Genomic DNA, 23,002 nt, shown 5'->3' with positions numbered 1-23,002 from the left:
GATCTCCGTCGGCCCTGGTGGACGGAGCCGCCGCCCGCATGTTGAACTTCGCGTGTATGGCGGTCGGACCCGCCGGGCCAGGCCCTAGGCTCGTGCGCATGACCGCCGAGCAGCTGATCTCCTTCGCCCGTGGCGCTCCCTCGCTGGACATCGTCGATGTCGAGGGGCTCAAGGCCGCCGCCGTCCGCGCCTTCGACGCCGACCCCGCCGGGATCACGGCGTACGGCACCTCCGTCGGTTACCCGCCCCTGCGGAAGTGGATCGCGGAGAAGCACGGCGTCGAGGCCGACCAGGTGCTGATCACCAACGGTTCGCTCCAGGCCGACGCGTTCCTCTTCGACCACCTGGTCCGCCGGGGCGACGCCGTGGTGGTCGAGCGCCCGACGTACGACCGGACGCTGCTCAACCTGCAGCAGATGGGCGGCGAGATCCACGGCGTGACGATCCAGCCGGACGGCCTGGACACCGCCGAGCTGCGCAAGCTGCTGGAGTCCGGGGTCCGGCCGCGGCTGGCCCACGTCATCCCGAACTACCAGAACCCGGCCGGCGTGACCCTCTCCCTGGAGAAGCGTCGCGAGCTGCTCGACCTGGCCGGGGAGTACGGCTTCACGATCTTCGAGGACGACCCGTACGCGGACATCCGGTTCCGGGGCGAGCCGCTGCCCTCGATGCTGTCGATGGACACCCGGGGCGTCGTGGTGCACGCCTCCAGCTTCACCAAGACGGTCTGCCCGGGCGTCCGGGTCGGCTACCTGGTGGGCCCGGCCGACGTGATCGCGACGATCGCCAAGCGGGCCACCAACCTCTACATCTCGCCGGGCATGGTCTCCGAGGCGATCGTGCACCAGTTCTGCGTCTCCGGGGAGATCGAGCGGTCGATCCACACCGTGCGGACGGCGCTCGGCGAGCGTGCCGTGGTGCTCGCCGAGTCGCTGCGCCGGCACATCCCCGAGGCCCGGTTCGTGGAGCCGGACGGCGGCTATTTCCTCTGGGTGGAGCTGCCCGAGGACGTGGAGGTCGACCGGCTCGCCCCGGCCGCGGCCGAGCGCGGCGTGGCGGTGGTCAAGGGCAGCGACTTCATGATCGAGGGCGGCCGGCACGCGCTGCGCCTGGCCTTCTCCGCGGTGACCGCGGACCGGATCGACGAGGGCGTCCGGCGGCTGGCCGAGGCCATGGCGGCCGTCCGCGGCTGATTTTCTGTCGGGTTTCTGACAGAACGGCGATACCGGCCGGCCCGGGTCTCCCGCTGGGCCGGCCGGCGGCCCACAATGCTGCGAGCGCCGCTCATCTTTGCCGGTGACCGGTCCGCCGACCGGCAGCCGCCCGGGCCGCCCCCGGTCCGGACCGTCGGCGCTCGCAGCAGAACTCCCGCCCCCAATGGGTGCCGGGTGGGCCGTGTCGCCCCTCACCCCCCTGACGCGGCCGGCCCGCCCGGCGCCGTCACCGCCTCCTGCCCGGCGTGACGCGGGTCGCAGCCCGGTCGCCCGTCCCGCGCTCGCCCGCGCTGCGCCCCGCCCTGACCGGCGTAACCTGCAAGCCGCAGCTTCGTGGAGAGGGGGCGAGATGACGGACCGGGTGGCACGCGACCGCAGCGCCGGGCAGAACGGTGACCGGGCGCCCAGACCACGGGCCTGGGCGGCGCCGGTACGCGCCATGTCGCGCATCCTCAACGCCGACGGCTCCCCCCGTACGCCCCGGCCGGCCGACCCCGACCGCAGCGGGATCGTCGACTGCGGCCTCTACGTCGACGGCGAGCGCCAGCCGGGCGAGTGGCACTACGCCGACGCCCTGGCCGCCGCCCGCCAGGAGCGGAACGGCTTCGTCTGGGTCGGCCTGCACGAGCCGGAGCTGGACGAGATGACCGCGATCGCGGCCACCTTCGGCCTGCACGAGCTGGCCGTGGAGGACGCGGTCAAGGCCGAGCAGCGGCCCAAGCTGGAGCGCTTCGGCGAGGTGGTCTTCCTCGTGCTGCGCACGGCCCGCTACTGCGAGCACACCGAGCTGACCGAGAACTCCGAGGTGGTGGAGACCGGCCAGGTGATGCTCTTCATCGGGCCGCACTTCCTCATCAGCGTCCGCCACGGGGACGCCTGCCGGCTGTCGCCGGTCCGCGCCGACCTGGAGGCGAAGCGGGACCTGCTGGAGCACGGCCCGTGGGCCGTCGCGTACGCGGTCACCGACCGGGTGGTGGACCTCTACCTGGAGGTCGCCGACCGGCTGGAGGACGACCTCGACGTGCTGGAGGCGGACGTCTTCGACCGGCAGAGCAGCGGGCGGATCCAGCGGATCTACCAGATGAAGCGGGAGCTGGTGGAGTTCAAGCGGGCCGTGGTGCCGTTGCAGCGCCCGCTGCTCACCCTCACCTCGCAGGTCAACCGGGAGGTGCCGCAGGAGGTGCGGCGCTACTTCCGGGACGTGCAGGACCACCTCAGCCGCACCGTCGAGCAGGTGAACTCCTACGACGACCTGCTCAACTCGATCCTCCAGGCGCGGCTGGCCCAGGTCACCGTCGACCAGAACAACGACATGCGCAAGATCGCGGCCTGGGCGGCGATCGGCGCGGTGTGGACCGCCATCGCGGGCATCTACGGCATGAACTTCAAGTACATGCCGGAGCTGAGCTGGACGTACGGCTACCCGGGCGTGTGGGCCCTGATGCTGCTCTCGTCGTTCACGCTCTACCGGCTGTTCCGCCGTAACGGCTGGCTGTAACCGGGCAGACGGAAGCGCCGGCCGCGCGGGGCGTACCCGCGCGCGCCGGCGCTTTCCGTGACCGTGCGGGTCAGCGGCGGCCGCTGGCCTTGGCGGTGTTCTTCCCGTTCTGCATCGCCTTGGTGACGTCGTCGGCCGGGCGGCCGGAGACGTCCCGGGCGCCCTCGGCGACCGAGGGGACCTTGTCGTTCGGGTGGATCTTGGGCTGGGTGCCCGGGGTGGTGGTCGAGGCGCTGTCGCCCCCGGCCACCGCCGAGCTGCCGGCGCCGGTGGGGCCGCCGGCCACGCCCGAGCTGCTGGACATGGTGGACGCATCGGTCACCTTCGCGGTCGCGTCGGGGGTCTCCACCACGATGGTGTCCACGTCCTCGCGCATCGGCTCCAGCTTGCCGGTCGGGTCGTACTCGGCCCACTCCTGCTGCTCGCGGCGGCGCCGCATGGCCATCGCGCCGGCCAGCCCGGCGACCGTGCCGGCGAGCAGCAGGCCGGTCGTCATGCCGCGCGACTTCTTCTGCTTCTTCTTCGCGGCCTTCATGTTCTTCGCCTTCACCTTCTTGCTCATGGCGGCCTGCTTGGCGGTGGCGGCCTTCCGGCCGGTAAGGGCCTTGCCGGCGGCCTCGGCCTGCGCGTTGCGCATCGCCATGAGCAGCGGCGCGAGTGCGGCGGCCGTCGATGCGACACCGCTCGACGCCCGGTCCCGGACGACGATCGCGGTGGGCGCGACGGCGCCCCGGGCTGCCTGGACGCGCGGGCCGACCGTGGCGCCGGCACCCTTCGCCGCGTGTGCGGCGGCCTGCCTCAGGTGACCGATGCCCTGGTTCAGCTCCGCCTTCGCGAGCTGGCCCTGGGTCCTACGCCGCCCGATTCCAAACACGGTCCCACCTCCTGGGAGTTGTTCCTTCGTCATCCTCCACCTTCGGATGCCTCCGCATGGCCAGATCGGGCACATGGGAGGATCCGCATGGAACTGACCAACGAGTGAGGAGTACCCGTGGCCGAGGCTGTCTACGCCACCTTGCACACCAACGCTGGCCCGATCCGGCTGGAGCTCTTCCCGAACCACGCGCCGAAGACCGTCCGCAACTTCGTCGAGCTGGCCGAGGGCACCCGCGAGTACATCGATCCGCGTACCGGCCAGCCGGGCAGCGGGCCGTACTACGACGGCACCATCTCGCACCGCGTGATCAGCGGCTTCATGGTCCAGATGGGCGACCCGACCGGCACCGGTCGCGGTGGCCCGGGCTACAAGTTCGCCGACGAGTTCCACCCGGAGCTGCGCTTCGACCGGCCGTACCTGCTCGCCATGGCGAACGCCGGGCCGGGCACCAACGGCTCGCAGTTCTTCATCACGGTGGGCCCGACCCCGCACCTGAACAACCGGCACACCATCTTCGGCCAGGTCGCGGACGAGCAGTCGGCGAAGGTCGTGGACTCGATCGCCAACACCCCGACCGGCCCGAGCGACCGGCCGCTCCAGGACGTGGTCATCGAGCGCGTCGAGATCGAGCGCAAGCCGGCCTGAGCGTCACGCGGGTACCTTTGCTCGCATGACTGAGCGCTCCGGGCAGGCAGGTGACGCCACAGGCGGGCCGGCGCCGACCACTCCGGTCTGCTACCGGCACCCCGATCGGGAGACCTACATCCGGTGCACCCGGTGTGACCGGCCGATCTGCCCGGAGTGCATGCGGGACGCGTCCGTCGGCCACCAGTGCCCGGAGTGCGTCAGCGAGGGACGCCGTAGCGTGCGGCCGGCGCGTACCGCCTTCGGGGGCGGTGCCGCCGGCCGCCAGGGCTACGTCACGAAGACCCTGATCGCGCTGAACGTCCTGGTCATGATCCTGTCCATCGCCTCCGACCGGGGCGGGGACGCGGCCGCCGGCGGGTCCGGCTTCGGCGGCCTGATGGGCGGCTCGACGCCGCTGACCGACTGGGGCGCGGTGCTGGGTCTGGCGCGCTTCAGCGACGGCACCATCGGCGGGGTGGCCGAGGGCGAGTGGTACCGGCTGGTCACCGCGATGTTCCTGCACTACGGCGTGGTGCACCTGCTGCTCAACATGTGGGCGCTCTGGGTGCTGGGCCGGACCCTGGAGGCGGTGCTCGGCCCGCTGCGGTTCCTGGCGCTCTACCTGATCGCCGGGCTGGGCGGCAACGTCGCGGTCTACCTGTTCAGCGCCCCCAACTCGCCCGCGGTCGGGGCGTCGACGGCCATCTTCGGCCTCTTCGCCGCGATCTTCGTGATCATGCGCCGGCTGGGCCGGGACACGTCGGCCATCGTGCCGATCCTGGTGATCAACCTGATCTTCACGTTCACCGTGCCGGGCATCTCGGTGGCCGGGCACCTCGGCGGGCTGGTGGTCGGCGCGCTGATGGCCCTGGTCCTGGCGTACGCCCCGCGGACGCGGCGGACCGCCTTCCAGGCCGCCGGCGGGGCGATCCTGCTGGTGGCGCTGCTCGGGCTGGTCCTCGTCCGCACCGCCGCGCTGACCGGCTGACCGGTCTCAGCGGGCGGCGGTGCGGGCGGTCTCCAGGGCGGCGGCGACCTCCTCGGGCGGCGCGTCCAGGTCGTAGCGGCCGAACAGGTGCAGTGACTCGCCCGCGTCGATCTCCAACGTCTCGGCGGTGATCCCGCGCCGGGTGCGCCGCTCCACCCGGATCGACTCCACGGCCGCCCAGGGCAGCCGCCGGCGGCGGGCGAAGCCCTGGATCACGGTGATCCCCTCCGGGTCGGCGGCCAGCCGGACCGGCGCGACCAGGTCGCGGAGCGCCCAGGCGAGCAGGCCGGCGGCGGCAAGCCCGGCGAGCACCAGCTGGACCCGGTCCTCGCCCGCGAAGAGCAGGCCGAGCGCGACGAGGACGAGCGCGCCGAGCGCCTTGACCGCCGGCAGCGCCGGCGGCACCCGCCACTGCCGCGCGGGGGACGACTCTGGAGTCACCGCCCCAGCATGCCAGCCGGGTGGTGCGGAACCGGGGGAGGACGACCGGTCGGATCAGCACGTAGTATCGGAGCAAGCCAGGTTACCGGGGAGTAGACATGAGTGACGCGGTCATCGTCGGTGCGGTACGGACCCCGGTCGGGCGGCGCAAGGGCAGCCTTGCCGGCGTGCACCCGGTCGACCTCTCGGCGCACGTGCTGCGCGCCCTCGCCGAGCGGACCGGCATCGACCCCGTCGACGTCGACGACGTGGTGTGGGGCTGCGTGTCGCAGGTCGGCGAGCAGTCGTGGAACGTGGCGCGCAACGCCGTCCTCGCCGCCGGCTGGCCCGAGTCGGTCCCCGGCACCACGCTCGACCGGCAGTGCGGGTCCAGCCAGCAGGCGCTGCACTTCGCCGCCGCCACCGTGCTCTCCGGTCAGGCCGACCTGGTGGTCGCCGGCGGCGTCGAGTCGATGACCCGGGTGCCGATGGGCTCCAGCGTGGCCGGCGGGATGCCGTTCAGCCCGGCGATCCTGGAGCGCTACCGCGGCGTCGAGGGCGTCGCCGAGGACAGCCCGCTCCCGTTCAACCAGGGCGTCGGCGCCGAGCTGATCGCGCAGCGGTGGCGCTTCTCGCGTACGCAGCTCGACGAGTTCGCGCTGGCCAGCCACGAGAAGGCGGCCGCCGCGCAGGACGCCGGGGCGTTCGACCCGGAACTGGCCCCGGTGGCGCTGGCCGACGGCGGCAAGTTCACCGCCGACGAGGGCATCCGGCGGGAGACCTCGCTGGCCAAGCTCGGCGAGCTGGCCACCCCGTTCAAGGCCGACGGCGTGGTCACCGCCGGCTCGGCCTCGCAGATCTCCGACGGCGCGGCGGCGCTCGCGGTCACCACAAGCGAGTGGGCCAGCCGGCACGGCCTGCGCCCGCTGGCCCGGGTGCACACCGCCGTGGTCGCCGCCGACGACCCGGTCACCATGCTCACCGCCCCCATCCCGGCCACCGCGAAGGCGCTGCGCCGCGCGGGGCTGGGCATCGAGGAGATCGGTGTGTACGAGGTGAACGAGGCGTTCGCCCCGGTGCCGCTGGCCTGGCTGGCGGAGACCGAGGCGGACCCGGAGCGGCTGAACCCGCGCGGCGGTGCGATCGCGCTCGGCCACCCGCTCGGCGGGTCCGGCGCACGGATCATGACCACCATGCTCCAGCACATGCGGGACAACGGGATCCGCTACGGCCTCCAGACCATGTGCGAGGGCGGCGGCATGGCCAACGCCACCATCGTCGAGCTGCTCTGAATTCGCTGGCTGACGTCAGGGCCGGCGCCTAGCGTGCGGACCGTGACGACACCCGAGTGGTCCGGTCCGCAGTGGCGGGACGCCGCGTTGGCCTGGATCGGTGACGCGCTGGGCCGGCACGGCCGGCGGGTGACCGGCCCGGTCGAGCCCCGGGTGCGCCCCTGGTCGCTGGTCTGGCGGGTGCCCACCGAAGCCGGTCCGGTCTGGTTCAAGGCCAACAACCCGGGCACCCGCTACGAGGCGGGCCTCCTGGCCGAACTGGCCCGGCTCGCCCCGGGGACGGTGCTCGACCCGCTCGCCGTCGACGCCACGCGCGGCTGGTCGCTGCTGCCCGACGGCGGCCCGAGCCTGCGCGACGTGCTCGCCGGGGACCTGACGCACTGGGAACGGGTGCTGCCTGCGTACGCGGCGCTGCAGGTCGCGGTCGCGCCCCGGGTCGACCGGCTGCTGGCCGCCGGGGTGCCCGACCACCGCCCCGAGCTGATGCCGGAACTCCTCGACCGGCTGCTCGACGACTCCGACGCCCTGCTGCTCGGCGAGGCGGACGGGTTGGCCCCGGAACTGCACGCGCGGCTGCGGGCGTACCGGCCGGAGTTCGCGGCGACCTGCCGCCGGCTGGCGGAGTTCGGCGTGCCGGCCAGCGTGCAGCACGACGATCTGCACGACGGCAACGTCTTCGTCACCGGCGCCGGCTACCGCTTTTTCGACTGGGGGGACGCCTCGGTCGCCCACCCGTTCGGCACCCTGCTGGTGACGCTCAACTCCGTGGCGCACGGCGCCGGGCTGGCGCCGGGCGACCCGGTGCTGGGCCGGCTGCGGGACGCCTACCTGGAGGCGTGGACCGACCGCCACGACCGGGCCGCCCTGCGGGAGGCCGCCGGCCTGGCCATGACGGTCGCCACGGTGAGCCGGTCGCTGTCCTGGCGGCGCGCCCTGGACACCCCCGACCCGGCCCGTGCCGAGTACGCCGCCGCCGTCCCCGGCTGGCTCGGCGAGGTGTTCGCCGACCCGCCGGCCTGACCGGCCGCCCCGCCGGGCGCGATGTCGCACCGGCGGTGCGATTTGCACGGGTGGAAGTTCCAGAAATCGGGAGTGACCCATATCACCCCCGCTCACCTGCTCGTTGCATCTTGCATGGACGTGTTCTCGCGAACGTTCCTTCCGGCCGCCGCCGACACCGGCCTGGCGACCCAGACCGTCAGCCGGCACATGCCGGTCTTCCGCCGGTGCGTCGGCTCCGGCGACGCCACCATCCTGGTCACCCGGTGCAGCCGCCCGGACCACCCGATCGGCGGCGACTACCTGATGCTGCTCACCCACCGCCGCCTGGTGGTCACCCGGCAGACCCGGGTGCTGCACCGGCTGCGCCTGCACCTCAACACCGAACTGCGCGAGCTGAGCAACGTCACCTGGAGCCCCGACCCCCGGTCGCACAGCCTGGAGCTGGCGGCCACGGCGATCGACGGGATCCGGGAGCGGTTCCTCATCCGGACCCACCACCCGAAGCAGGTGTGGCAGCTCGACGCCCTGCTCAACCACGCCTTCCGGACCCGGCTCCGGACGCCCGCGGAGCGGCTGGTCGCCACCATCGGCGAGCCGCCGTCCGGCGCCCGCCCGGCCGTGTTCCGCCCCGCGCCGGTCAGCTGACCGGCTCCTTACCGAACCCGAACATTCCCCTGACCTTCCGGGCGGCCCCCGGTCGGTAATCATGGGCCGGTGACCGCCGACGACGCACCGCGCGGACTCGTCCTCGTGGTGGAGGACGAGCCGGCCATCGCCGACCTGGTCCGGCTCTACCTGACCCGGGACGGCTTCGGCGTACACCTGGAACGGGACGGGACGGCCGGGCTGGCCGCCGCGCGGCGGCTGCGCCCGGTGGCCTGCGTGCTCGACATCGCGCTGCCCGGCCTGGCCGGCACCGAGATCTGCCGGCGGCTGCGCGAGGCCGGCGACTGGACGCCGGTCATCTTCCTCACCGCCCGGGACGACGAGGTGGACCGCGTCGTCGGCCTGGAACTGGGCGCGGACGACTACGTGACCAAGCCGTTCAGCCCGCGCGAGCTGGTGGCGCGGGTGCGGGCGGTGCTGCGCCGCACCGCCGGCGCGCCCGCCGTGACCGAGCGGCCCCGGGTGGTCGGCCCGGTCACCCTCGACCCGGCCCGGCGCACGGTCACCGCCGCCGGCGCCCCGGTGCAGCTCACCTCCACCGAGTTCGACCTGCTCGCGCACCTGATGGCCCGGCCCGGCCGGGTCTTCACCCGGGAGGAACTGCTGGCCGGCGTCTGGGGGTACGCGGCACACGCCGGCACCCGGACCGTCGACGTGCACGTGGCGCAGGTCCGGGCCAAGCTCGGCCCGGCCAGCGTGATCCGCACCCACCGCGGCGTCGGGTACGCGGCCGATGCCTGAGCAGCCCACCGTCGCGCTCCCGGTCATCGGGCCCGGCCCGCCGGCCCCGCCCCGGCGACGGTTCGCGCACACCCTGACCGCCCGCGCGGTGCTTGTCACCTGCGCCGTGGCCCTGGTGTCGGTGCTGGTCACCGCGCTGGTCGCGGTCCCCCTGGCGGTCCGCGGCGCGGAGCGGCGCGACCAGGTCGCGCTGGCCGCCCAGGCCCGGCTCGCCGCCGACGTGCTCCGCGTCCGGGCGGTACGCCAGCGCGACACCGCCGGGGACCGGCTCATCCGCCAACTCCGCCAGCAGCAGATCGAGGTGTACCTGATCCGGGCGGGCCAGGCCGACCGCGCCGGGCTGCCCCGGCAGGTGGTGAGCCGGGTGGCGGCCGGCCGGGACGTCTCCGGCCGGCGGCTGGTCGGCGGCGAACGGGCCCTGGTCGAGGGCCGGGCGCTGCCCGGCGGGGACGGCGTGGTGCTGACCCGGTCGACCCGGAACGGACCCTGGCGCCAGGTGCTGCTCAGTCTCTGGTTGCCGCTGCTCGCCGGGCTCGCCGCCGGGGCGGCCGCCGGCCTGTTCCTCGCGCGCCGGCTGGCCCGGCCGATCCGTACCGCGGCCACCGCCGCCGCCCGGCTGCGCGCCGGGGACCGGGCGGTCCGGGTGCCGGTCGAACCGCCCGACGAGGTGGCCGACCTGGCGTACGCGCTGAACGGGCTGGCCGCCGCGCTGGCCACCAGCGAGGGGCGGCAGCGCGAGTTCCTGCTCTCGGTCTCGCACGAGCTGCGCACCCCGCTCACCGCCATCCGCGGCTACGCCGAGGCGCTGGCCGACGGGGTGATCGAGGCCGACGCCGTGCCGGCCACCGGCCGGACCGTGCTCGCCGAGTCCGAGCACCTGGACCGGCTGGTCAGCGACCTGCTGGCGCTGGCCCGGCTGGAGGCCGCCGACTTCCCGCTGGAACCCGGGCCGGTCGACCTGACCCGGCTCGCCGCCGACGCGGCCCGCACCTGGACCGACCGGTGCGCGGCGGTCGGCGTGCCGTTCCGGGTGGAGGCGCCGGCCGCGCCGGTGCCCGCGTACACCGATCCGGGGCGGATCCGGCAGGTGGTGGACGGGCTGCTGGAGAACGCGCTGCGGGTCGTACCCCCGGGTGCGCCCGTGGTGCTCGCGGTCCGGCCGACCGGCGCGGACCCGGCGGCGGGCGGCCTCGTCGAGGTCCGCGACGGCGGACCCGGCTTCACCGACGACGACCTCGCGGTGGCCTTCGAGCGCGGGGCGCTGCACCAGCGGTACCGGGGGGTGCGCAAGGTGGGCAGCGGCCTGGGGCTGGCGCTCGCCGCCGGGCTGGTCCGCCGGCTCGGCGGCGAGATCACGGCCGGGCACGCCCCGGAGGGCGGCGCGGCCCTCACCGTCCGGCTGCCCGGAGATCCTTACCTGACCCGAACATCGGCCTGACGATCCGCTCGCGCCGGCGGGGAAGGCTGAGGGCACCACGGACGAGAGGAACACTGATGGCACGTCAGGGAATCGTCACCGGCGTCACCGCGCTGCTCGCGGCGGCCGCGCTCGGCCTCGCCGGCTGCGGCCCGGCCCAGGTCGCCCAGGACTCCGCGAAGGAGACCGCCGTCGAGGTGGCCGCCGCCCTGGGCGCGGACGGCCAGGCGCTGGCCGCGCTCGGCGTCGACGCCGGCGACCTGGACGTCGACCCGGTCGCCGCCCCGGCGCCCTCGGCCTCCGGCGCGCCCGGTGAGAAGGCCGGCCCGCAGGACAAGCGGGGCGAGCGGGCGCAGGAGTGGCGCAAGCGGCACCGCGCCCGGGTGCTGCTGCGCAAGAACACCCTGCACGGCGAGGTCGTGGTGCAGACCAAGGACGGCGGGACGAAGACCGTCGCCGTACAGCGCGGCCAGGTGACCGCGATCGACGCGAAGTCGATGACCGTGAAGTCCACCGACGGCTTCACCATGACCTGGACCTTCGACGAGAAGCTCCGGGTGGTCGAGCGGCGCACCACCGTGCAGTCGAGCGACATCAAGGTCGGCACGACGGTCGGCGTGGCCGGCGCCAAGGACGGCGACAACGGGGTGGCCCGGCTGATCGTGGTCCCGTTCACGCAGAAGTGAGCCGGAAGCACCGGGGCCGGCGCGCTCGCGCCGGCCCCGGTGCCGTTCCTCAGTAGACGCGGGACCCGATGAAGTCGTCGTGGCCGTAGCCGACCGGGTCGGCGTACGACCGGGACTCGAAGGACCACTGCTGACGGGCGCTCGACGAGCAGGTCGCCAGCCGCAGCCGCGGGGTGCCCAGCCAGGGGTTGTCGAAGGCGACGCAGAGGTTCGTCGCGCCGGCCGGCTTGAGCTGGTTGCCGGCGAAGACGAACTTCTGGTTGGCCCCGCCGTGGCAGTCGTAGATGTTGACCGTGGTGTTGGCGGTCAGGCTGCCGCCGCTCACGTCGAGGCAGCGGTCGTGGGACAGCTCGGAGTGCAGCGACTGCCGGGCGGGGTCGTACCAGAAGCCCTGGTTGCGGCCGCCGTGGCAGGCGTACGACTGCTGCACCGTGCCGTTGCGGGAGTCGTACCCCTTGCCGTCCACACAGGTCCCGGTGGCCGCGTTGCGCAGCTGCCGGAACTCCAGCAGCCCGTCGACAAGCACGCCCTGCCCGGTGCTGGCCGGGTCGACGCAGGTGGCCCGCTGGGCGCCCGAGTTCCAGAACTGGGTGACGCACTGGGCGAACATGCCGTGCCCGCGGTAGTTGGGGTGGAACGACTGCCGGGCGGCGTTCTCGTCCCAGATCCCGACCTCGATGAAGAGGCCGCGGACCGAGGTGTTGTCGGTGCACACCTCGTGGCCGTGGAAGAGCCGGCTGGCGTCCAGGTAGCGGGTGCCGGTGTCGGTGGCGGCGGCCCGCAGCGCCGACTCGAACATCGGCACCGCCTTGTTCCGGGCGAACGCCATGTCGGCCAGGTAGAGCAGGCAGCCGCCGGAGTACCAGCCGGGGAAGTTCGGGTTGTCCTCGACGTCCGGGCTGCCCGGGCTCGGGTACGACATGAGCACCAGCTCGTAGTCGGAGCGCAGGTAACCGGCGGCGGTCATGGTCTGCCGGATCGAGTTCAGCGCGTCCTCGACCGCCTGCCGGCTGCCGTCGGTGCGGATCGTCCACTGGTCGGTGTAGGTGGGCCAGCACGCGCCCTGGAAGAAGACCCGGCGTACCGCGCAGTCGGTGGCCACCGGCCCGAACTGGATGGTGCCGTCGCCGTTCGCGCCGACCACCACCCAGATCAGCTTGACGTGCGTGTTCCGCGCCTTGATCGCCAACTGGTCGCCCTGGTTCAGCTCGTTGTGCTGGGTCGGCCCGCCGGCGATCAGGTTCCACGGGGTCGCCCCCGAGCAGGCCAGGTTGTACTTCTGGTCGGCGGGGATGCCGGTGCGGAAGACGGCCTGGTCGTACGAGCGGTCGCACCAGTTGCCGGGCTGGTGGGTGCCGGGCACGTAGTTGCCGACGCCCTCTCCGGAGATCTCGCTGTCACCCATGGTGACCAGGGCGGTACGCCGCTGTTCCAGCGGCCGGATGTCGGGGGAGCCGTAGAGGGCGGTGGCCTCGGCGGCGCGGACGGTCTCCAGCGCGGCGGGGAGCGGCTGGACGGCGGGCCGGTCGACGGCGGCCGCGGGGGCGACCGGGCCGAGCAGCAGGGGCAGGGCGAGGGCGGCGGCGGACACGGCGGCCAGGGTGCGGCGTCGGGTCGTCCGTGCGCGCCTGGTGCGGATACCAGACATCGACGCACTCCTTTCGCCTCAATCGTGGGACGTCGATTGAGTTACCAGACGGTAGCCGTCCGGTGGCGGGATGTGAATGCGTCTCGGAAACGTTGCGGCCGGGTGCGGAAGGGCACTTCTCCGGCAGATCGGACGGGCCGGTGGTGGATGTCCGGCCCGGTCGGGGGCAGGCTGTGGTGACCTCGGCGACCAGCCGGGTTACGCTAGGCCCCGACTTGCCGTCGCCACCGTGGAGAACCCGTGAAGCTCTCGATCCTCATGCCGGTCTACAACGAGGAAGAACGCATTGCGGACGCCCTCAAGCAGGCCCTGGCGGTGGACTACCCCTGCGAGATCGAACTCGTCGTCGTGGACGACGGCAGCCGCGACGGCACCGGCGAGGTGCTGGGCCGGGTGGACGACGCCCGGCTGCGGGTGATCACCCACCAGCGCAACGCCGGCAAGGGCGCGGCCATCAAGACCGCCGTCGACAACGCCGAGGGTGAGTACATGGTCATCCTCGACGCCGACCTGGAATACGACCCGCAGGACATCCCGCGGCTGCTCGAGCCGGTGCTCGACGGGCGGGCCACCGTGGTCTACGGCAACCGGACCTTCGGCAGCCACAGCTCCTACAGCTTCTGGTACGTGATGGGCAACAAGGGCGTGACGCTCGCCGCCAACGTGCTCTACAACTCCTACATCGGCGACCTGGAGACCTGCTTCAAGCTGATGCCGCTGGAGCTCTACCGCTCGCTCCAGGTCCGCTCGCGCGGCTTCGGCATGGAGGCCGAGGTCACCGGCAAGCTGCTCCGCCAGCGCATCCGCCCCTACGAGGTCCCGATCAGCTACCGCGCCCGGGGCCGCGAAGAGGGCAAGAAGATCACCTGGAAGGACGGCGTCGAGGCGATCTGGATCCTGGCCCGCGAGCGCGCCCGGCGCCGCCCGGTCGGCCCCGCCGCCCGCTGACGCCCCACCACGACACGGACCCCGCACCCCGGCCCAGGCCGGTGTCGCGGGGTCCCGTCGTCTCGTCCCTCAGGCGGCGGCCCGGGCCGGGGTGAGGAACGCGTCGACCGACCGGCGGAGGCCGGCCGCGTCCAGGCCGTGCCAGCGGTCGTGGTCCTCGGGCGAGCCGTAGCGGCGCAGGTCCGACCGGCCCACCCCGAGCGCGAGCAGCCGGTGCGGCCGGTCCGCCAGCGCCGCGCCCACCACCCGGGCCGAGGTGCCCGCCAGGTACGGCTCGACCAGGATCACCTCGGTGCCGGCGAGCGCCCGCAGCCCGGCCGTGTCGAACGGGCGCGGCCGGTGGGTGTAGGCCACCGTGACCGGCCGGTCGGCCACCGCCGCGAGGGCCGCGTCCAGCAGCGGCCCGACGGCCACCAGCAGCGGCGCGCCCGGCCCGGCGTCCCGCACCACCCGCAGCTCACCCGCCTCGGGGTACGCCCGCGCGTTGGCCTGCGTGGACAGCCGCAGGTACGCCGAGTCCCGCCCGCACACCAGGTCGCGCAGCAGCCCGGGCACCTCGTCCGGGTGGCCCGGCACGTGCACGGTCCAGTCGCGCAGGGTGTCGATAAGCGCCACGTCGGCCGGCGCGAGGTGGGTCCGGCCCGCCGCCGCCCGGTCGTACGACGCGCCGACGCTGACCAGCACCGCCCCGACCCCCTGGTGGTCGAGGTCCAGCTTGATCTGCTCGTACGCCCGCTCGACGAGGAACGGCGCGTAGCTGTGCACGATGGGCCGCAGCCCGGTCAGCGCCAGCCCGCCGGCCACGCCCACCATCAACTGCTCCCGGATGCCGACGTTGACCACCCGGCCCGGATACCGCGCGGCGGCCGGGGCGAACGCGGCGGCCGAGATGTCGGCCAGCACGACCGTGGTGCGGGGATCCGCGAGGACCTCCTCGGCGGCGGTCACGAAGGTTTCACGCATGGCCATGGTCACTCCCCGTCGGTGACGACCGCGACGACGACGTGCGGCCGGTGGTGGTCGTGCCCGGTCAGGGCGGTGTGCAGGGCGTCGTGGTCCCGGCCGTCGACAGTCGCGGCGGTCCACCCGTTCACGGTGAACCGGCTGGCCGCGCCGCCCGGCCAGCCGTGGCTCGCCGAGCCGTTGTCCAACACGATCGCGGTCAGGTTGCCGAGCCCCGTGGCGCCCGCGTACGCGATCGCCTCGTGGTTCGAGCCCTCGTCCAGCTCGGCGTCGCCGAGCAGCACGTACACCCGGGGGTCGGTGCGGCCCTGGGCGCGCAACCCCAGCGCGGTGCCCACCCCCAGGCCGAGACCGTGGCCGAGCGACCCGGAACCGATCTCCACCCCGGGAACCAGCACCCGGTCCGGGTGGTCGCCGAGCCGGCTGTCCGGGCCGCCCTGGTCGTCCAGCCAGGTCACCGGGATGAAGCCCTTCGCGGCCAGCAGCGCGTAGTAGCCGGCGACCGCGTGCCCCTTGGAGAGCAGGAAGCGGTCCCGGTCGGGGTCGTCCACGGTCGCCGGGGTGATCCGGAGCACCCGGTCGTAGAGCACCTGGAGCACGTCCAGCGTCGAGTACACGTTGGCGCCGAACTCGCGGCCGGCGCGTACCCGGTCGAGCAGCGCCCCGAGCACCGCGGGGTCGGTGGCGGTCGTCGTCGTCATGCGGATAGCCTCGGAGTTGAAGCACACTTCAACTCAAGGCTCTGTGATGCACGAAGCAACATTGACCATCGGGCAGCTCTCCGAGCGCAGCGGGGTCGCCCCCTCCGCGTTGCGCTACTACGAGCGGCTCGGGCTGATCCGCGCCGAGCGGACCGGCGGCAACCAGCGCCGGTACGCCCGCACCGAACTGCGCCGGGTGGCCTTCATCCGGATCTCCCAGCAGGTCGGCGTCTCCCTGGAGGAGATCCGGGAGGCGCTCGACTCCCTCCCGTCGGCGCGTACACCCACGCCGGACGACTGGGCCGCCCTGTCGAAGAGCTGGCGGGACCGGCTGGACGAGAGGATCCGGCTGCTCGGCAAGCTCCGCGACGACCTGGACGGCTGCATCGGCTGCGGCTGCCTCTCGTTGCAGCGCTGCACCCTCTACAACCCCGGCGACGCGCTCGCCGCCGAGGGCCCCGGCGCCCGGCTCATGCTTCCCCGCGAGGGCTCCGGCGCGACCTGAGCGGTCAGCGGACCAGCAGCACCTTGCCCAGGTGGTCGCTGGTCTCCACCAGGCGGTGCGCGTCGGCGGCGTCGGCCATCTTCGCCCGCGCGTGCACCACCGGCCGGATCTTCCCCGACTCGACAAGCGGCCACACGTGCTCGCGGACACCCCGGACGATCTCCGCCTTCTCGGCGACCGGGCGGGAACGCAGCGCCGTCGCGTGCACCGAGGCCCGCTTCGCCAGCAGCATCCCCAGGTCCAGCTCGCCCTTGCGGCCGCCCTGCATGCCGATCACCACGAGCCGGCCGCCGGTGGCCAGCGCCGCCACGTTCCGCGGCAGGTACGCGGCACCCATGATGTCCAGGATCACGTCCGCGCCCCGGCCGTCGGTGACCCGCCGAACCTCCTCGACGAAGTCCTGCTCCCGGTAGTCGATCGCGTGCGCGGCGCCCAGCTCGCGCAGCCGCTCGTGCTTCGCCGCCCTCGCGGTCACCACGACGGTCGCGCCGAGCGCCACCCCGAGCTGGATGGCGAACGTGCCGATCCCGCTGCCGCCGCCGTGCACCAGCAGCGTCTCTCCCTCGCCCAGGCGGGCCAGCTGCACCACGTTCGAGAAGACCGTGCAGGCCACCTCGGGCAGCGCCGCCGCGTCGACCAGGTCCACCCCCGCCGGCACCGGCAGCAGCTGGCCGGCCGGCACGGCGACCCGCTCCGCGTACCCGCCGCCGGCCAGCAGCGCGCAGACCTCGTCGCCGACCGCCCAGCCGGTCACCTCCGGACCGAGCGCGGCCACCACCCCGGCACACTCCAGTCCCGGGTACGCGGGCGCGCCCGGCGGCGGCGGGTACTGCCCCTGCCGCTGCAGCAGGTCGGCCCGGTTCACGGCGCTGGCCCGCACCTCGACCACCACCTCGCCCGGGCCGGGCTCCGGATCGGGCACCGCCGCCCAGACGAGCGCCTCGGGTCCACCGGGTTTCGGGATCGTGATCGCGTGCATGACCCAGTCTTACCCGATCCGACCGGCCGTCCACGCCCGGGCCAGGATCTCGTCCACCGTCTCCTCGGGCGTCTGCGCCGAGGTGTCCAGCCAGAGCCCGATCCGGGGCGTGCCGGCCCGGAACTCGGCGTCCAGGTCGGCGACCGGCCAGTCGCCGTACCCCTGCTTGGGCCGGTCCCGCTCGCGGGCGGCGACCACGTCGGCGCGGGGCGCGAGCACCACGACGGCGAGCGGCCGGTGCCGGATCCGGTCGACCACGGCCGGCAGCTCCGGGCCGAGGACCACGTCCTGGAACACCACGGTGAAGCCGGCGGCGGCGTAACGGTCCGCGGCCGACGCGGCGAGGTCGTAGCGGAGCCGGAGCTGCCGCCACGCCTCGTCGCCGAGCTCCGCGGTCATCTCGGCCCGCCCGGTGACGATCATGCGGCGGAACACGTCACCGCGCAGGTGCACGGCACGGGACAGTCGCCGGGCCAGCAGCTCGGCCACAGTGGACTTGCCGGCCGCCATGATTCCGCTGATCAGCACCACCGCCGGGGTGTCCCACACGGGAGCATCCTGCCACCAGGGGTGGGACAGCGGCTCGCCCGTTCCGCCGTCCGTGGCAGACTAGGCACGGCCACGCGCCCCTCGGGGACGTGGCAGGGAGGGTTCGCCTAGTGGCCGATGGCGCTGGTCTTGAAAACCGGTAAGGCAGCGATGTCTTCGTGGGTTCGAATCCCACACCCTCCGCCTCTCACCGGCAGGCTGCTCACCCCTCGGCGAGCCAGGTCACGCCGTCCGGCCCGGGCAGGCGCTTCGCAGCCAGGCCGACCTCCAGGTCCAGCGCGGCGAGCACGTCGTGGTCCCGTTCCCGCAAACGCCGGGCGAGCGCCGGTGGGTACATCTCGTCGAGTAGCAGACCGGTCATGCCGGGCGGCGCCCGAGCAGGCCCTGCTCCGTCTGCCAGAGATGTTCCTCCCGCTCGGCGGCTTCGTGGTTCGCTCTGATGAGCAGGTCGATTTCCGCCGAGTAGGTGGCGTAGTAGCGGAGCGCGGTCGCGATCTGCTCGCGGCCCAGGCCGGTGACCTCCATCAGCTCCGCGGCCAGCTCCTCGCCCTCCAGGTCGGGCGACTCGGCGCGTGCCGCGTGGAGGGCGCCGATCACCTCCCAGACGTCCGGACCGCCGTTCAGGGCGGCGCGACGCCCGGCCGGCCCCGCTCGGAAGACCACCCCGGGGTGCTCGTACGTGCGGAGTGACTCGTCGACGAACATGTTCGCCACCGACGAGGAGGAGGAGCCGGGGTGCTCGCGCACGTAGCGGTCCAGGCGGGCGAGGACGCCCTCGTCGAAGCGGACGGATCGCGGACTACCCATGACTACGGTGTAGTCGCCCGCAACCGTGCCGGTGGCTCGGACACGGGCGCTTCCCGGTTCGATCCGGGCCGCGGAGGGGGTATGAAGGGCGCAGGACATTCGTGTGCACCCGGAAGGACCGTTTCGATGAGCCTGGAACGACCGATCGCCCCGGACCCGTACGAGCTGCTGCCGACGGTGCCGTCGTTTCACCTGACCAGTGACGACGTGCACAACGGCGAGCCGATGGACGCCCGGTACGCGCACGGCAGCACCGGCGGCGAGAACGTCTCACCGCACCTGGCCTGGTCGGGCTTCCCGGACGAGACCAAGAGCTTCGTGGTCACCTGCTTCGACCCGGACGCGCCGACCGGCAGCGGATTCTGGCACTGGGTGCTGGTGGACGTGCCCGCCTCGGTTACCGAGCTGCCCACGGGCGTCAAGGAGAGCGACCTCGGGGCCGCCTTCAGCATCCGCAACGACTACGGCGACACCGGCTACGGCGGTGCCGCCCCGCCGCCCGGCGACCGGCCGCACCGGTACGTCTTCGCGGTGCACGCCGTGGACGTGGAGCGGCTCGACGTGGGCAAGGGGGCCAGCCCGGCGTACGTCGGCTTCAACCTGGCCTTCCACACCCTGGCCCGGGCGGTGATCCGCCCGACCTACCAGGTCAAGGAGTGAGGCGACGGGGCCTCCGCGTCCGCGGAGGCCCCGTTCCGGTCAGCCCGGGACGCGGGCGACCGCGAAGACGGACTGGCCGAACGGCGGCCGGACCCGCTGCTCGGCGGCCTTGGTGGCCGGGAGGACCAGGGTGTCGTAGACCTTCACCATGGGGCCCTCCTTCGGCATCAGCCGGAAGACCTTGGTGGCCATGAAGTAGCCGATCAGGCCGAGCGCGTTCGCGTAGTGGATCGTCTCGACGGTGAGGCCGGCCTCGGTCATGGCCGCGGCCAGGGTCTTCTTCGTGTAGCGCCGGACGTGGCCGGTGGCGACGTCCGCCGGGCTCATCGCGAACTGGAACGCGGGCACGATGATGATCACGGCCCCGCCGGGGCGGACCAGGTCGCGCATGCTGCGCAGCGCGCTCACGTGGTCCTCGATGTGCTCCAGCACGTTGTACGACACGGCCGCGCTGTAGTCGCCGCGCTCGGAGTGCGGCAGCAGCATCTGCCGGACCTCGATGCCGGGGTGCTCGGCCAGCCGCTCCTTGAGCCGGACCAGGCGGTCCGGGTCCGCCTCGGTGGCGGTGATCCGGGGCAGGCGCTCGGACCACTCCAGGGCGTAGTCGCCCAGGCCGCTGCCGATCTCGATGGGGTTGTCACCGAGGTGGGGCACGGCGAGCTCGACGAACCACCGGCGGTGGTTGACCGCCGTGGCGAGTCCCTCGAGCACCTCCGACTGGACGCGCTGATCCCCAGTGATATCTGCCATGCGTCGATTCCTCACGATATGACTGACCCGCGCCTGGACCGACAGAGTCAACCATCCGGAGGGACGGCGGGGGAATCGGGGCACCGGGGGTGGCCGAAATGCGGTCGGGGGTGGGCACGTGATCGGCGGTCGGCGAACCCGGCACATAGTACGCCAGTACCCAGAAACATGTCACGTCCCTGCCATACCCTGACTACGCTCTGAATTGCCATGACTACTCCTGAATCGGACGCCGCTCCGGGTGGTGCCGCCGATGACGGGCCCGACGAGGGCGGACGACCGGGGCAGGACAGGCGGGTCGACGCGCTCGCCGTGCTCAGTTTCCTGCTGCTCGCCTTCTGGGTGACGGCCCGGATCTGGGTGGACCCGGCCAACGGCGTCCGGGACAACCGCACCGATCAGGCGCAGTTCGAGTGGATGATGGCGCATGGCGCGCGGGTGGTGACCGATTTTGCCTATCCGTTCACTTCGGACCGGATGAACGTGCCCGACGGCGTCAATTTGATGGCAAATACGTCCGTATTATCCATTTCGCTGCCAATGACGCCCGTCACCGTCCTGTTCGGGCCCCGCTGGTCATTCCTGCTCTTTCTCACCCTCGGAATGGCCGCCACGGGCGTGGCCTGGTATTTCGTCCTTTCGCGTGTGCTGATCAGGTCCCGCGGGCCGGCCTGGCTGGGTGCCGGATTCTGCGCGTTCGCGCCGGCCATGGTGTCCCACGCCAACGCCCACCCCAACATCGTCAGCCAGTTCGTGGTGCCGCTGCTCGTCTGGCGGACGCTGCGCCTGGCCGAGCCGGGCCGCTGGCTGCGCAACGGCGTGCTGCTCGGGCTGCTCATCGTCTGGCAGGCCTTCCTCAACCTGGAGATCCTGCTGATGACCGCGATCGGCCTCGGCGTGGTGGTGCTGGCGCTCGCCCTCGGCCGGCCGGAACTGCGTCCGGCCGCCCGGCCCTTCGCCGCGGGGCTCGGGGTGGCCGCCGTGCTCTCCGGCGCGCTGCTGGCGTACCCGCTCTCCGTGCAGTTCTTCGGGCCCGGGGCCTACCAGGGGCTCTCCACGCTGATCCGGGGCTACCGCACCGACCTCGCCTCCTACGTCGCCTGGTCCCGGGAGTCCCTGGCCGGCGACGCGCGCGGCAGCGTCTGGCTGGCCAAGAACGCCACCGAGGAGAACGCCTTCTTCGGCTGGCCGCTCGCCGTGCTCGTGGTCGCGCTGGTCTGGTGGCTGCGCCGCAACGCGGTGGTGCTTGGTCTGGCCGCCGTGGGCGCGGTGTTCGTGCTGTTCTCGCTCGGCCGGGAGATCCGCTTCGACGGGCGGGACACCGGAATTCCCGGCCCCTGGGCCGCGCTGGAGCACCTGCCGATCCTGCACTCGGTGGTGCCCACCCGGTGGTCCCTGGCGCTCACCCCGATCGTCGGGATCCTGCTCGCGCTCGGCGCCGAACACGTCCGGCGGCTGGCCCGGCGGCACCCGGCCGCCCGCGGGCGGATCCGGTTCGTCACCGCCACCGTGCTCACTATGGCGCTGCTGCCGCTCCTGCCCACCCCGCTGCCCTCGGTGCGCCTCGACCCGAGCCCGGCCTTCGTCACGTCCGGCGCCTGGCGCCCGTACGTGGCCGGCGGGCACAGCATCGTCACTCTCCCGCTGCCCGACACCACGTACGCCGTCCCGCTGCGCTGGTCCGCCGAGACGCGGCTGGACATGCCGCTGGCCCGGGGCTACTTCCTCTATCCGGACACCAGGCCCGGCGCCGGACGGGTCGCCCTCTTCACCGCCCCGCCCCGCCCCACCAGCACCTTCTTCACCACCATCCGGCAGACCGACGCCGTTCCGCCGATCACCCCGCAGGACCGGGTGGCCGCCGTCGACGACCTGCGGTACTGGCGGGCGGGCGCGGTGATCCTCGACCCGCGACTGCGGCAGGCCGGATCACTGCACCGGGGGATGACCGAGCTGACCGGGATCAGGCCGACCTTCACCGGCGGGGTCTGGCTCTGGGACGTGCGTCCCTTGGTGGACTGAACCAGCGGCCGGGTCAGGGCTGGCGGACGCAGCAGCCCTGGCAGATCTTCGGCCGGGGCAGGGTGAAGGCCAGGCAGCAGGTGCGCCGCTGCACGGTCGGCTCGTTGGCCGGGCCCGGCACCAGTTCGACCAGGTCGCTCACGTCGAGCGCGTCGAGCAGCGTGCCGATGGTCGCGGTCGAGGAGCCGGGAAGCGCGTCCGAGGCCCGCAGGATGCCGTGCGCGATGCCGGAGGCGACCGAGCCGAGCAGCGTACGGGTGCCGATCCGCACCTCGCCCTGAATGGCCGCGATCAGCGGGGCGAAGTGGGCGTCGAGCAGGGAGGCGCGCAGCGCGCCGAGCAGCGCCGCCTCGTCGGCGACCACCCGGACCCCCGGCACGCCGGCCAGCGCCAGCGGGTCGCCGGGCAGCACCGCGACCGTGGTCGAGCTGCGCAGGCCGAGGGTGAGGAGCTGGTGGTGGTCCTCGAAGTGGACCAGCACGTCGGCCGGGTCGAGCAGCGGCACCCGCCGGGCCGAGGCCCAGCCGAGCACCGCCGGCAACGCCGTCCAGTAGCTGTAGGACTTCCAGGCCAGCGCGGCGCAGGCGTGCGGGGTGCCGCCCCAGCGCCGGCCCGCCGCCCGCAGGAACTCGGGGAGCAGGGTGCCGTCGACCAGCCGGGTGGCCGGGGCCCAGTGCGGCGCGCCGTCGGTGACCAGCAGGCCGGGCGCGAGCCCGGGCAGGTCGTCGGTGCCGAACATGGCCCGCAGGGTCGCGGTGACGGGGGCGAACGGGGTGGCGACGTCGCGCCCCGGCATCACCGCAGTCACCTGGCCGTCCCCTGTCTGGTCGCCCCACCGGCCGCCGGCTGTCGTCGGCCTGGACTAAGGCTAGCCTAACCACAGCTTCCCTTCGAGGGGAAGTCGTCCCGAGGGCTCCGGGGAGAGGTCCCGGTCACTCCGTCGCCCGTCGCGTACTACCCGGCGACGTCTGCGGAAAACGCCGCCCAGCGGGGCGGCGGACCGCGCAAGCATCGACGGACGCCGTTGAATTGTCAAGGTGAG

At 73.4% G+C, this 23,002-nt stretch carries 25 protein-coding genes and 1 tRNA gene; 15 read left to right on the top strand and 11 right to left on the bottom strand.

Annotated elements, in window-relative coordinates; all coding sequences use genetic code 11:
- Positions 1-98 precede the first annotated feature (98 nt).
- Positions 99-1,193 carry a PLP-dependent aminotransferase family protein gene (locus NLX85_RS30655; protein ID WP_254341084.1) on the top strand — a complete coding sequence of 365 codons (1,095 nt, stop codon included), beginning with the start codon at positions 99-101 and terminating at the stop codon, positions 1,191-1,193.
- Positions 1,194-1,563: 370 nt separating this feature from the next.
- On the top strand, positions 1,564-2,712 hold the full coding sequence (corA, locus tag NLX85_RS30650; protein ID WP_254341083.1) for a magnesium/cobalt transporter CorA: 1,149 nt from the start codon (positions 1,564-1,566) through the stop codon (positions 2,710-2,712).
- Between the two features lie 70 nt (positions 2,713-2,782).
- Here the strand turns inward: corA and NLX85_RS30645 are convergent, their stop codons facing one another.
- Positions 2,783-3,619, bottom strand: coding sequence for a hypothetical protein (locus tag NLX85_RS30645; RefSeq protein ID WP_254341081.1), 837 nt, complete (start codon positions 3,617-3,619; stop codon positions 2,783-2,785).
- Between the two features lie 84 nt (positions 3,620-3,703).
- Here NLX85_RS30645 and NLX85_RS30640 point away from each other — a divergent pair, with 84 nt between their 5' ends.
- Positions 3,704-4,234 carry a peptidylprolyl isomerase gene (locus NLX85_RS30640; RefSeq protein WP_107075444.1) on the top strand — a complete coding sequence of 177 codons (531 nt, stop codon included), beginning with the start codon at positions 3,704-3,706 and terminating at the stop codon, positions 4,232-4,234.
- 25 nt (positions 4,235-4,259) lie between these two features.
- A complete protein-coding gene (locus tag NLX85_RS30635) occupies positions 4,260-5,204 on the top strand; it encodes a rhomboid family intramembrane serine protease (protein WP_254341080.1) in 945 nt (314 codons plus the stop codon).
- A 6-nt stretch (positions 5,205-5,210) separates the two neighbouring features.
- Here NLX85_RS30635 and NLX85_RS30630 read toward each other — a convergent pair whose 3' ends face one another.
- Positions 5,211-5,645, bottom strand: coding sequence for a PH domain-containing protein (locus NLX85_RS30630; protein WP_254341078.1), 435 nt, complete (start codon positions 5,643-5,645; stop codon positions 5,211-5,213).
- 98 nt (positions 5,646-5,743) lie between these two features.
- On the opposite strand from NLX85_RS30630, the gene NLX85_RS30625 reads away from it, so the two are divergent.
- The 6 genes from NLX85_RS30625 to NLX85_RS30600 all read left to right on the top strand — a co-directional run bounded on the left by NLX85_RS30625 (position 5,744) and on the right by NLX85_RS30600 (position 11,428).
- Positions 5,744-6,916, top strand: coding sequence for an acetyl-CoA C-acyltransferase (locus tag NLX85_RS30625; protein WP_254341077.1), 1,173 nt, complete (start codon positions 5,744-5,746; stop codon positions 6,914-6,916).
- Between the two features lie 42 nt (positions 6,917-6,958).
- Positions 6,959-7,936 (top strand): phosphotransferase, encoded by a 978-nt coding sequence (locus NLX85_RS30620; protein ID WP_254341076.1) that lies wholly within the window; start codon positions 6,959-6,961, stop codon positions 7,934-7,936.
- Positions 7,937-8,050: 114 nt separating this feature from the next.
- Positions 8,051-8,563 carry a hypothetical protein gene (locus NLX85_RS30615; RefSeq protein WP_254341075.1) on the top strand — a complete coding sequence of 171 codons (513 nt, stop codon included), beginning with the start codon at positions 8,051-8,053 and terminating at the stop codon, positions 8,561-8,563.
- Between the two features lie 69 nt (positions 8,564-8,632).
- Positions 8,633-9,325, top strand: a complete 693-nt coding sequence (locus tag NLX85_RS30610; protein ID WP_254341074.1) for a response regulator transcription factor — start codon at positions 8,633-8,635, stop codon at positions 9,323-9,325.
- A complete protein-coding gene (locus NLX85_RS30605) occupies positions 9,318-10,763 on the top strand; it encodes a sensor histidine kinase KdpD (RefSeq protein ID WP_254341073.1) in 1,446 nt (481 codons plus the stop codon). The genes NLX85_RS30610 and NLX85_RS30605 overlap by 8 nt, the downstream gene beginning before the upstream one ends.
- A gap of 56 nt (positions 10,764-10,819) precedes the next feature.
- Positions 10,820-11,428, top strand: a complete 609-nt coding sequence (locus NLX85_RS30600) for a hypothetical protein (protein WP_254341072.1) — start codon at positions 10,820-10,822, stop codon at positions 11,426-11,428.
- 49 nt (positions 11,429-11,477) lie between these two features.
- Here the strand turns inward: NLX85_RS30600 and NLX85_RS30595 are convergent, their stop codons facing one another.
- Entirely contained in the window at positions 11,478-13,076 is a 1,599-nt protein-coding gene (locus tag NLX85_RS30595; RefSeq protein ID WP_254341070.1) for a ricin-type beta-trefoil lectin domain protein, read from the bottom strand.
- A gap of 240 nt (positions 13,077-13,316) precedes the next feature.
- Here NLX85_RS30595 and NLX85_RS30590 point away from each other — a divergent pair, with 240 nt between their 5' ends.
- On the top strand, positions 13,317-14,024 hold the full coding sequence (locus tag NLX85_RS30590; protein WP_091316602.1) for a glycosyltransferase family 2 protein: 708 nt from the start codon (positions 13,317-13,319) through the stop codon (positions 14,022-14,024).
- Positions 14,025-14,093: 69 nt separating this feature from the next.
- Here NLX85_RS30590 and NLX85_RS30585 read toward each other — a convergent pair whose 3' ends face one another.
- Positions 14,094-14,987, bottom strand: a complete 894-nt coding sequence (locus tag NLX85_RS30585; protein WP_254341402.1) for a transketolase family protein — start codon at positions 14,985-14,987, stop codon at positions 14,094-14,096.
- Positions 14,988-14,995: 8 nt separating this feature from the next.
- On the bottom strand, positions 14,996-15,688 hold the full coding sequence (locus NLX85_RS30580; protein ID WP_254341068.1) for a transketolase: 693 nt from the start codon (positions 15,686-15,688) through the stop codon (positions 14,996-14,998).
- Between the two features lie 46 nt (positions 15,689-15,734).
- On the opposite strand from NLX85_RS30580, the gene soxR reads away from it, so the two are divergent.
- On the top strand, positions 15,735-16,193 hold the full coding sequence (soxR, locus tag NLX85_RS30575; RefSeq protein ID WP_254341066.1) for a redox-sensitive transcriptional activator SoxR: 459 nt from the start codon (positions 15,735-15,737) through the stop codon (positions 16,191-16,193).
- Between the two features lie 4 nt (positions 16,194-16,197).
- On the opposite strand, the gene NLX85_RS30570 is transcribed toward soxR, so the two are convergent.
- Positions 16,198-17,172 (bottom strand): NAD(P)H-quinone oxidoreductase, encoded by a 975-nt coding sequence (locus tag NLX85_RS30570; RefSeq protein ID WP_254341065.1) that lies wholly within the window; start codon positions 17,170-17,172, stop codon positions 16,198-16,200.
- Positions 17,173-17,181: 9 nt separating this feature from the next.
- Positions 17,182-17,721 (bottom strand): AAA family ATPase, encoded by a 540-nt coding sequence (locus NLX85_RS30565; RefSeq protein WP_254341063.1) that lies wholly within the window; start codon positions 17,719-17,721, stop codon positions 17,182-17,184.
- 96 nt (positions 17,722-17,817) lie between these two features.
- Here NLX85_RS30565 and NLX85_RS30560 point away from each other — a divergent pair.
- A tRNA-Ser gene (locus NLX85_RS30560) sits at positions 17,818-17,904 on the top strand.
- A gap of 19 nt (positions 17,905-17,923) precedes the next feature.
- Here NLX85_RS30560 and NLX85_RS30555 read toward each other — a convergent pair.
- Together NLX85_RS30555 and NLX85_RS30550 are read right to left on the bottom strand one after the other, a co-directional pair.
- Positions 17,924-18,082: a hypothetical protein gene (locus NLX85_RS30555; RefSeq protein WP_254341062.1), complete on the bottom strand. Its 159-nt coding sequence runs from the start codon at positions 18,080-18,082 to the stop codon at positions 17,924-17,926.
- The gene (locus NLX85_RS30550; protein WP_254341061.1) at positions 18,079-18,528 is read right to left on the bottom strand and encodes a hypothetical protein; all 450 of its coding nucleotides are present in this window, start codon (positions 18,526-18,528) and stop codon (positions 18,079-18,081) included. The genes NLX85_RS30555 and NLX85_RS30550 overlap by 4 nt, the downstream gene beginning before the upstream one ends.
- A gap of 126 nt (positions 18,529-18,654) precedes the next feature.
- On the opposite strand from NLX85_RS30550, the gene NLX85_RS30545 reads away from it, so the two are divergent.
- Positions 18,655-19,188, top strand: a complete 534-nt coding sequence (locus tag NLX85_RS30545; protein ID WP_254341060.1) for a YbhB/YbcL family Raf kinase inhibitor-like protein — start codon at positions 18,655-18,657, stop codon at positions 19,186-19,188.
- 39 nt (positions 19,189-19,227) lie between these two features.
- Here the strand turns inward: NLX85_RS30545 and NLX85_RS30540 are convergent, their stop codons facing one another.
- On the bottom strand, positions 19,228-19,938 hold the full coding sequence (locus NLX85_RS30540) for a bifunctional 2-polyprenyl-6-hydroxyphenol methylase/3-demethylubiquinol 3-O-methyltransferase UbiG (RefSeq protein WP_254341059.1): 711 nt from the start codon (positions 19,936-19,938) through the stop codon (positions 19,228-19,230).
- A gap of 210 nt (positions 19,939-20,148) precedes the next feature.
- Between NLX85_RS30540 and NLX85_RS30535 the strand changes: the two genes are divergently transcribed.
- The gene (locus NLX85_RS30535; RefSeq protein ID WP_254341058.1) at positions 20,149-21,960 is read left to right on the top strand and encodes a hypothetical protein; all 1,812 of its coding nucleotides are present in this window, start codon (positions 20,149-20,151) and stop codon (positions 21,958-21,960) included.
- A 13-nt stretch (positions 21,961-21,973) separates the two neighbouring features.
- On the opposite strand, the gene NLX85_RS30530 is transcribed toward NLX85_RS30535, so the two are convergent.
- Positions 21,974-22,756, bottom strand: a complete 783-nt coding sequence (locus NLX85_RS30530) for a hypothetical protein (RefSeq protein WP_254341400.1) — start codon at positions 22,754-22,756, stop codon at positions 21,974-21,976.
- Between the last annotated feature and the right edge of the window lie 246 nt (positions 22,757-23,002).

The organism is Micromonospora sp. A3M-1-15 (assembly GCF_024213425.1).
Taxonomy (GTDB): domain Bacteria; phylum Actinomycetota; class Actinomycetes; order Mycobacteriales; family Micromonosporaceae; genus Micromonospora; species Micromonospora chersina.
Note: the sequence above shows the minus strand (reverse complement) of the source record. Positions and strands in the feature narration are given on the sequence as shown.

What these genes read in the sequence shown, in the direction of transcription:
- NLX85_RS30635 (WP_254341080.1), top strand. Translation starts at nt 4,260, where the DNA reads ATGACTGAGCGCTCCGGGCAGGCAGGTGACGCCACAGGCGGGCCGGCG.
- NLX85_RS30530 (WP_254341400.1), bottom strand. Translation starts at nt 22,756, where the DNA reads ATGCCGGGGCGCGACGTCGCCACCCCGTTCGCCCCCGTCACCGCGACC.
- NLX85_RS30545 (WP_254341060.1), top strand. Translation starts at nt 18,655, where the DNA reads ATGAGCCTGGAACGACCGATCGCCCCGGACCCGTACGAGCTGCTGCCG.
- NLX85_RS30600 (WP_254341072.1), top strand. Translation starts at nt 10,820, where the DNA reads ATGGCACGTCAGGGAATCGTCACCGGCGTCACCGCGCTGCTCGCGGCG.
- NLX85_RS30615 (WP_254341075.1), top strand. Translation starts at nt 8,051, where the DNA reads ATGGACGTGTTCTCGCGAACGTTCCTTCCGGCCGCCGCCGACACCGGC.
- NLX85_RS30655 (WP_254341084.1), top strand. Translation starts at nt 99, where the DNA reads ATGACCGCCGAGCAGCTGATCTCCTTCGCCCGTGGCGCTCCCTCGCTG.
- NLX85_RS30555 (WP_254341062.1), bottom strand. Translation starts at nt 18,082, where the DNA reads ATGACCGGTCTGCTACTCGACGAGATGTACCCACCGGCGCTCGCCCGG.
- NLX85_RS30595 (WP_254341070.1), bottom strand. Translation starts at nt 13,076, where the DNA reads ATGTCTGGTATCCGCACCAGGCGCGCACGGACGACCCGACGCCGCACC.
- NLX85_RS30540 (WP_254341059.1), bottom strand. Translation starts at nt 19,938, where the DNA reads ATGGCAGATATCACTGGGGATCAGCGCGTCCAGTCGGAGGTGCTCGAG.
- NLX85_RS30580 (WP_254341068.1), bottom strand. Translation starts at nt 15,688, where the DNA reads ATGACGACGACGACCGCCACCGACCCCGCGGTGCTCGGGGCGCTGCTC.
- NLX85_RS30625 (WP_254341077.1), top strand. Translation starts at nt 5,744, where the DNA reads ATGAGTGACGCGGTCATCGTCGGTGCGGTACGGACCCCGGTCGGGCGG.
- NLX85_RS30550 (WP_254341061.1), bottom strand. Translation starts at nt 18,528, where the DNA reads ATGGGTAGTCCGCGATCCGTCCGCTTCGACGAGGGCGTCCTCGCCCGC.
- NLX85_RS30570 (WP_254341065.1), bottom strand. Translation starts at nt 17,172, where the DNA reads ATGCACGCGATCACGATCCCGAAACCCGGTGGACCCGAGGCGCTCGTC.
- NLX85_RS30585 (WP_254341402.1), bottom strand. Translation starts at nt 14,987, where the DNA reads ATGCGTGAAACCTTCGTGACCGCCGCCGAGGAGGTCCTCGCGGATCCC.
- soxR (WP_254341066.1), top strand. Translation starts at nt 15,735, where the DNA reads ATGCACGAAGCAACATTGACCATCGGGCAGCTCTCCGAGCGCAGCGGG.
- NLX85_RS30535 (WP_254341058.1), top strand. Translation starts at nt 20,149, where the DNA reads ATGACTACTCCTGAATCGGACGCCGCTCCGGGTGGTGCCGCCGATGAC.
- corA (WP_254341083.1), top strand. Translation starts at nt 1,564, where the DNA reads ATGACGGACCGGGTGGCACGCGACCGCAGCGCCGGGCAGAACGGTGAC.
- NLX85_RS30605 (WP_254341073.1), top strand. Translation starts at nt 9,318, where the DNA reads ATGCCTGAGCAGCCCACCGTCGCGCTCCCGGTCATCGGGCCCGGCCCG.
- NLX85_RS30645 (WP_254341081.1), bottom strand. Translation starts at nt 3,619, where the DNA reads ATGACGAAGGAACAACTCCCAGGAGGTGGGACCGTGTTTGGAATCGGG.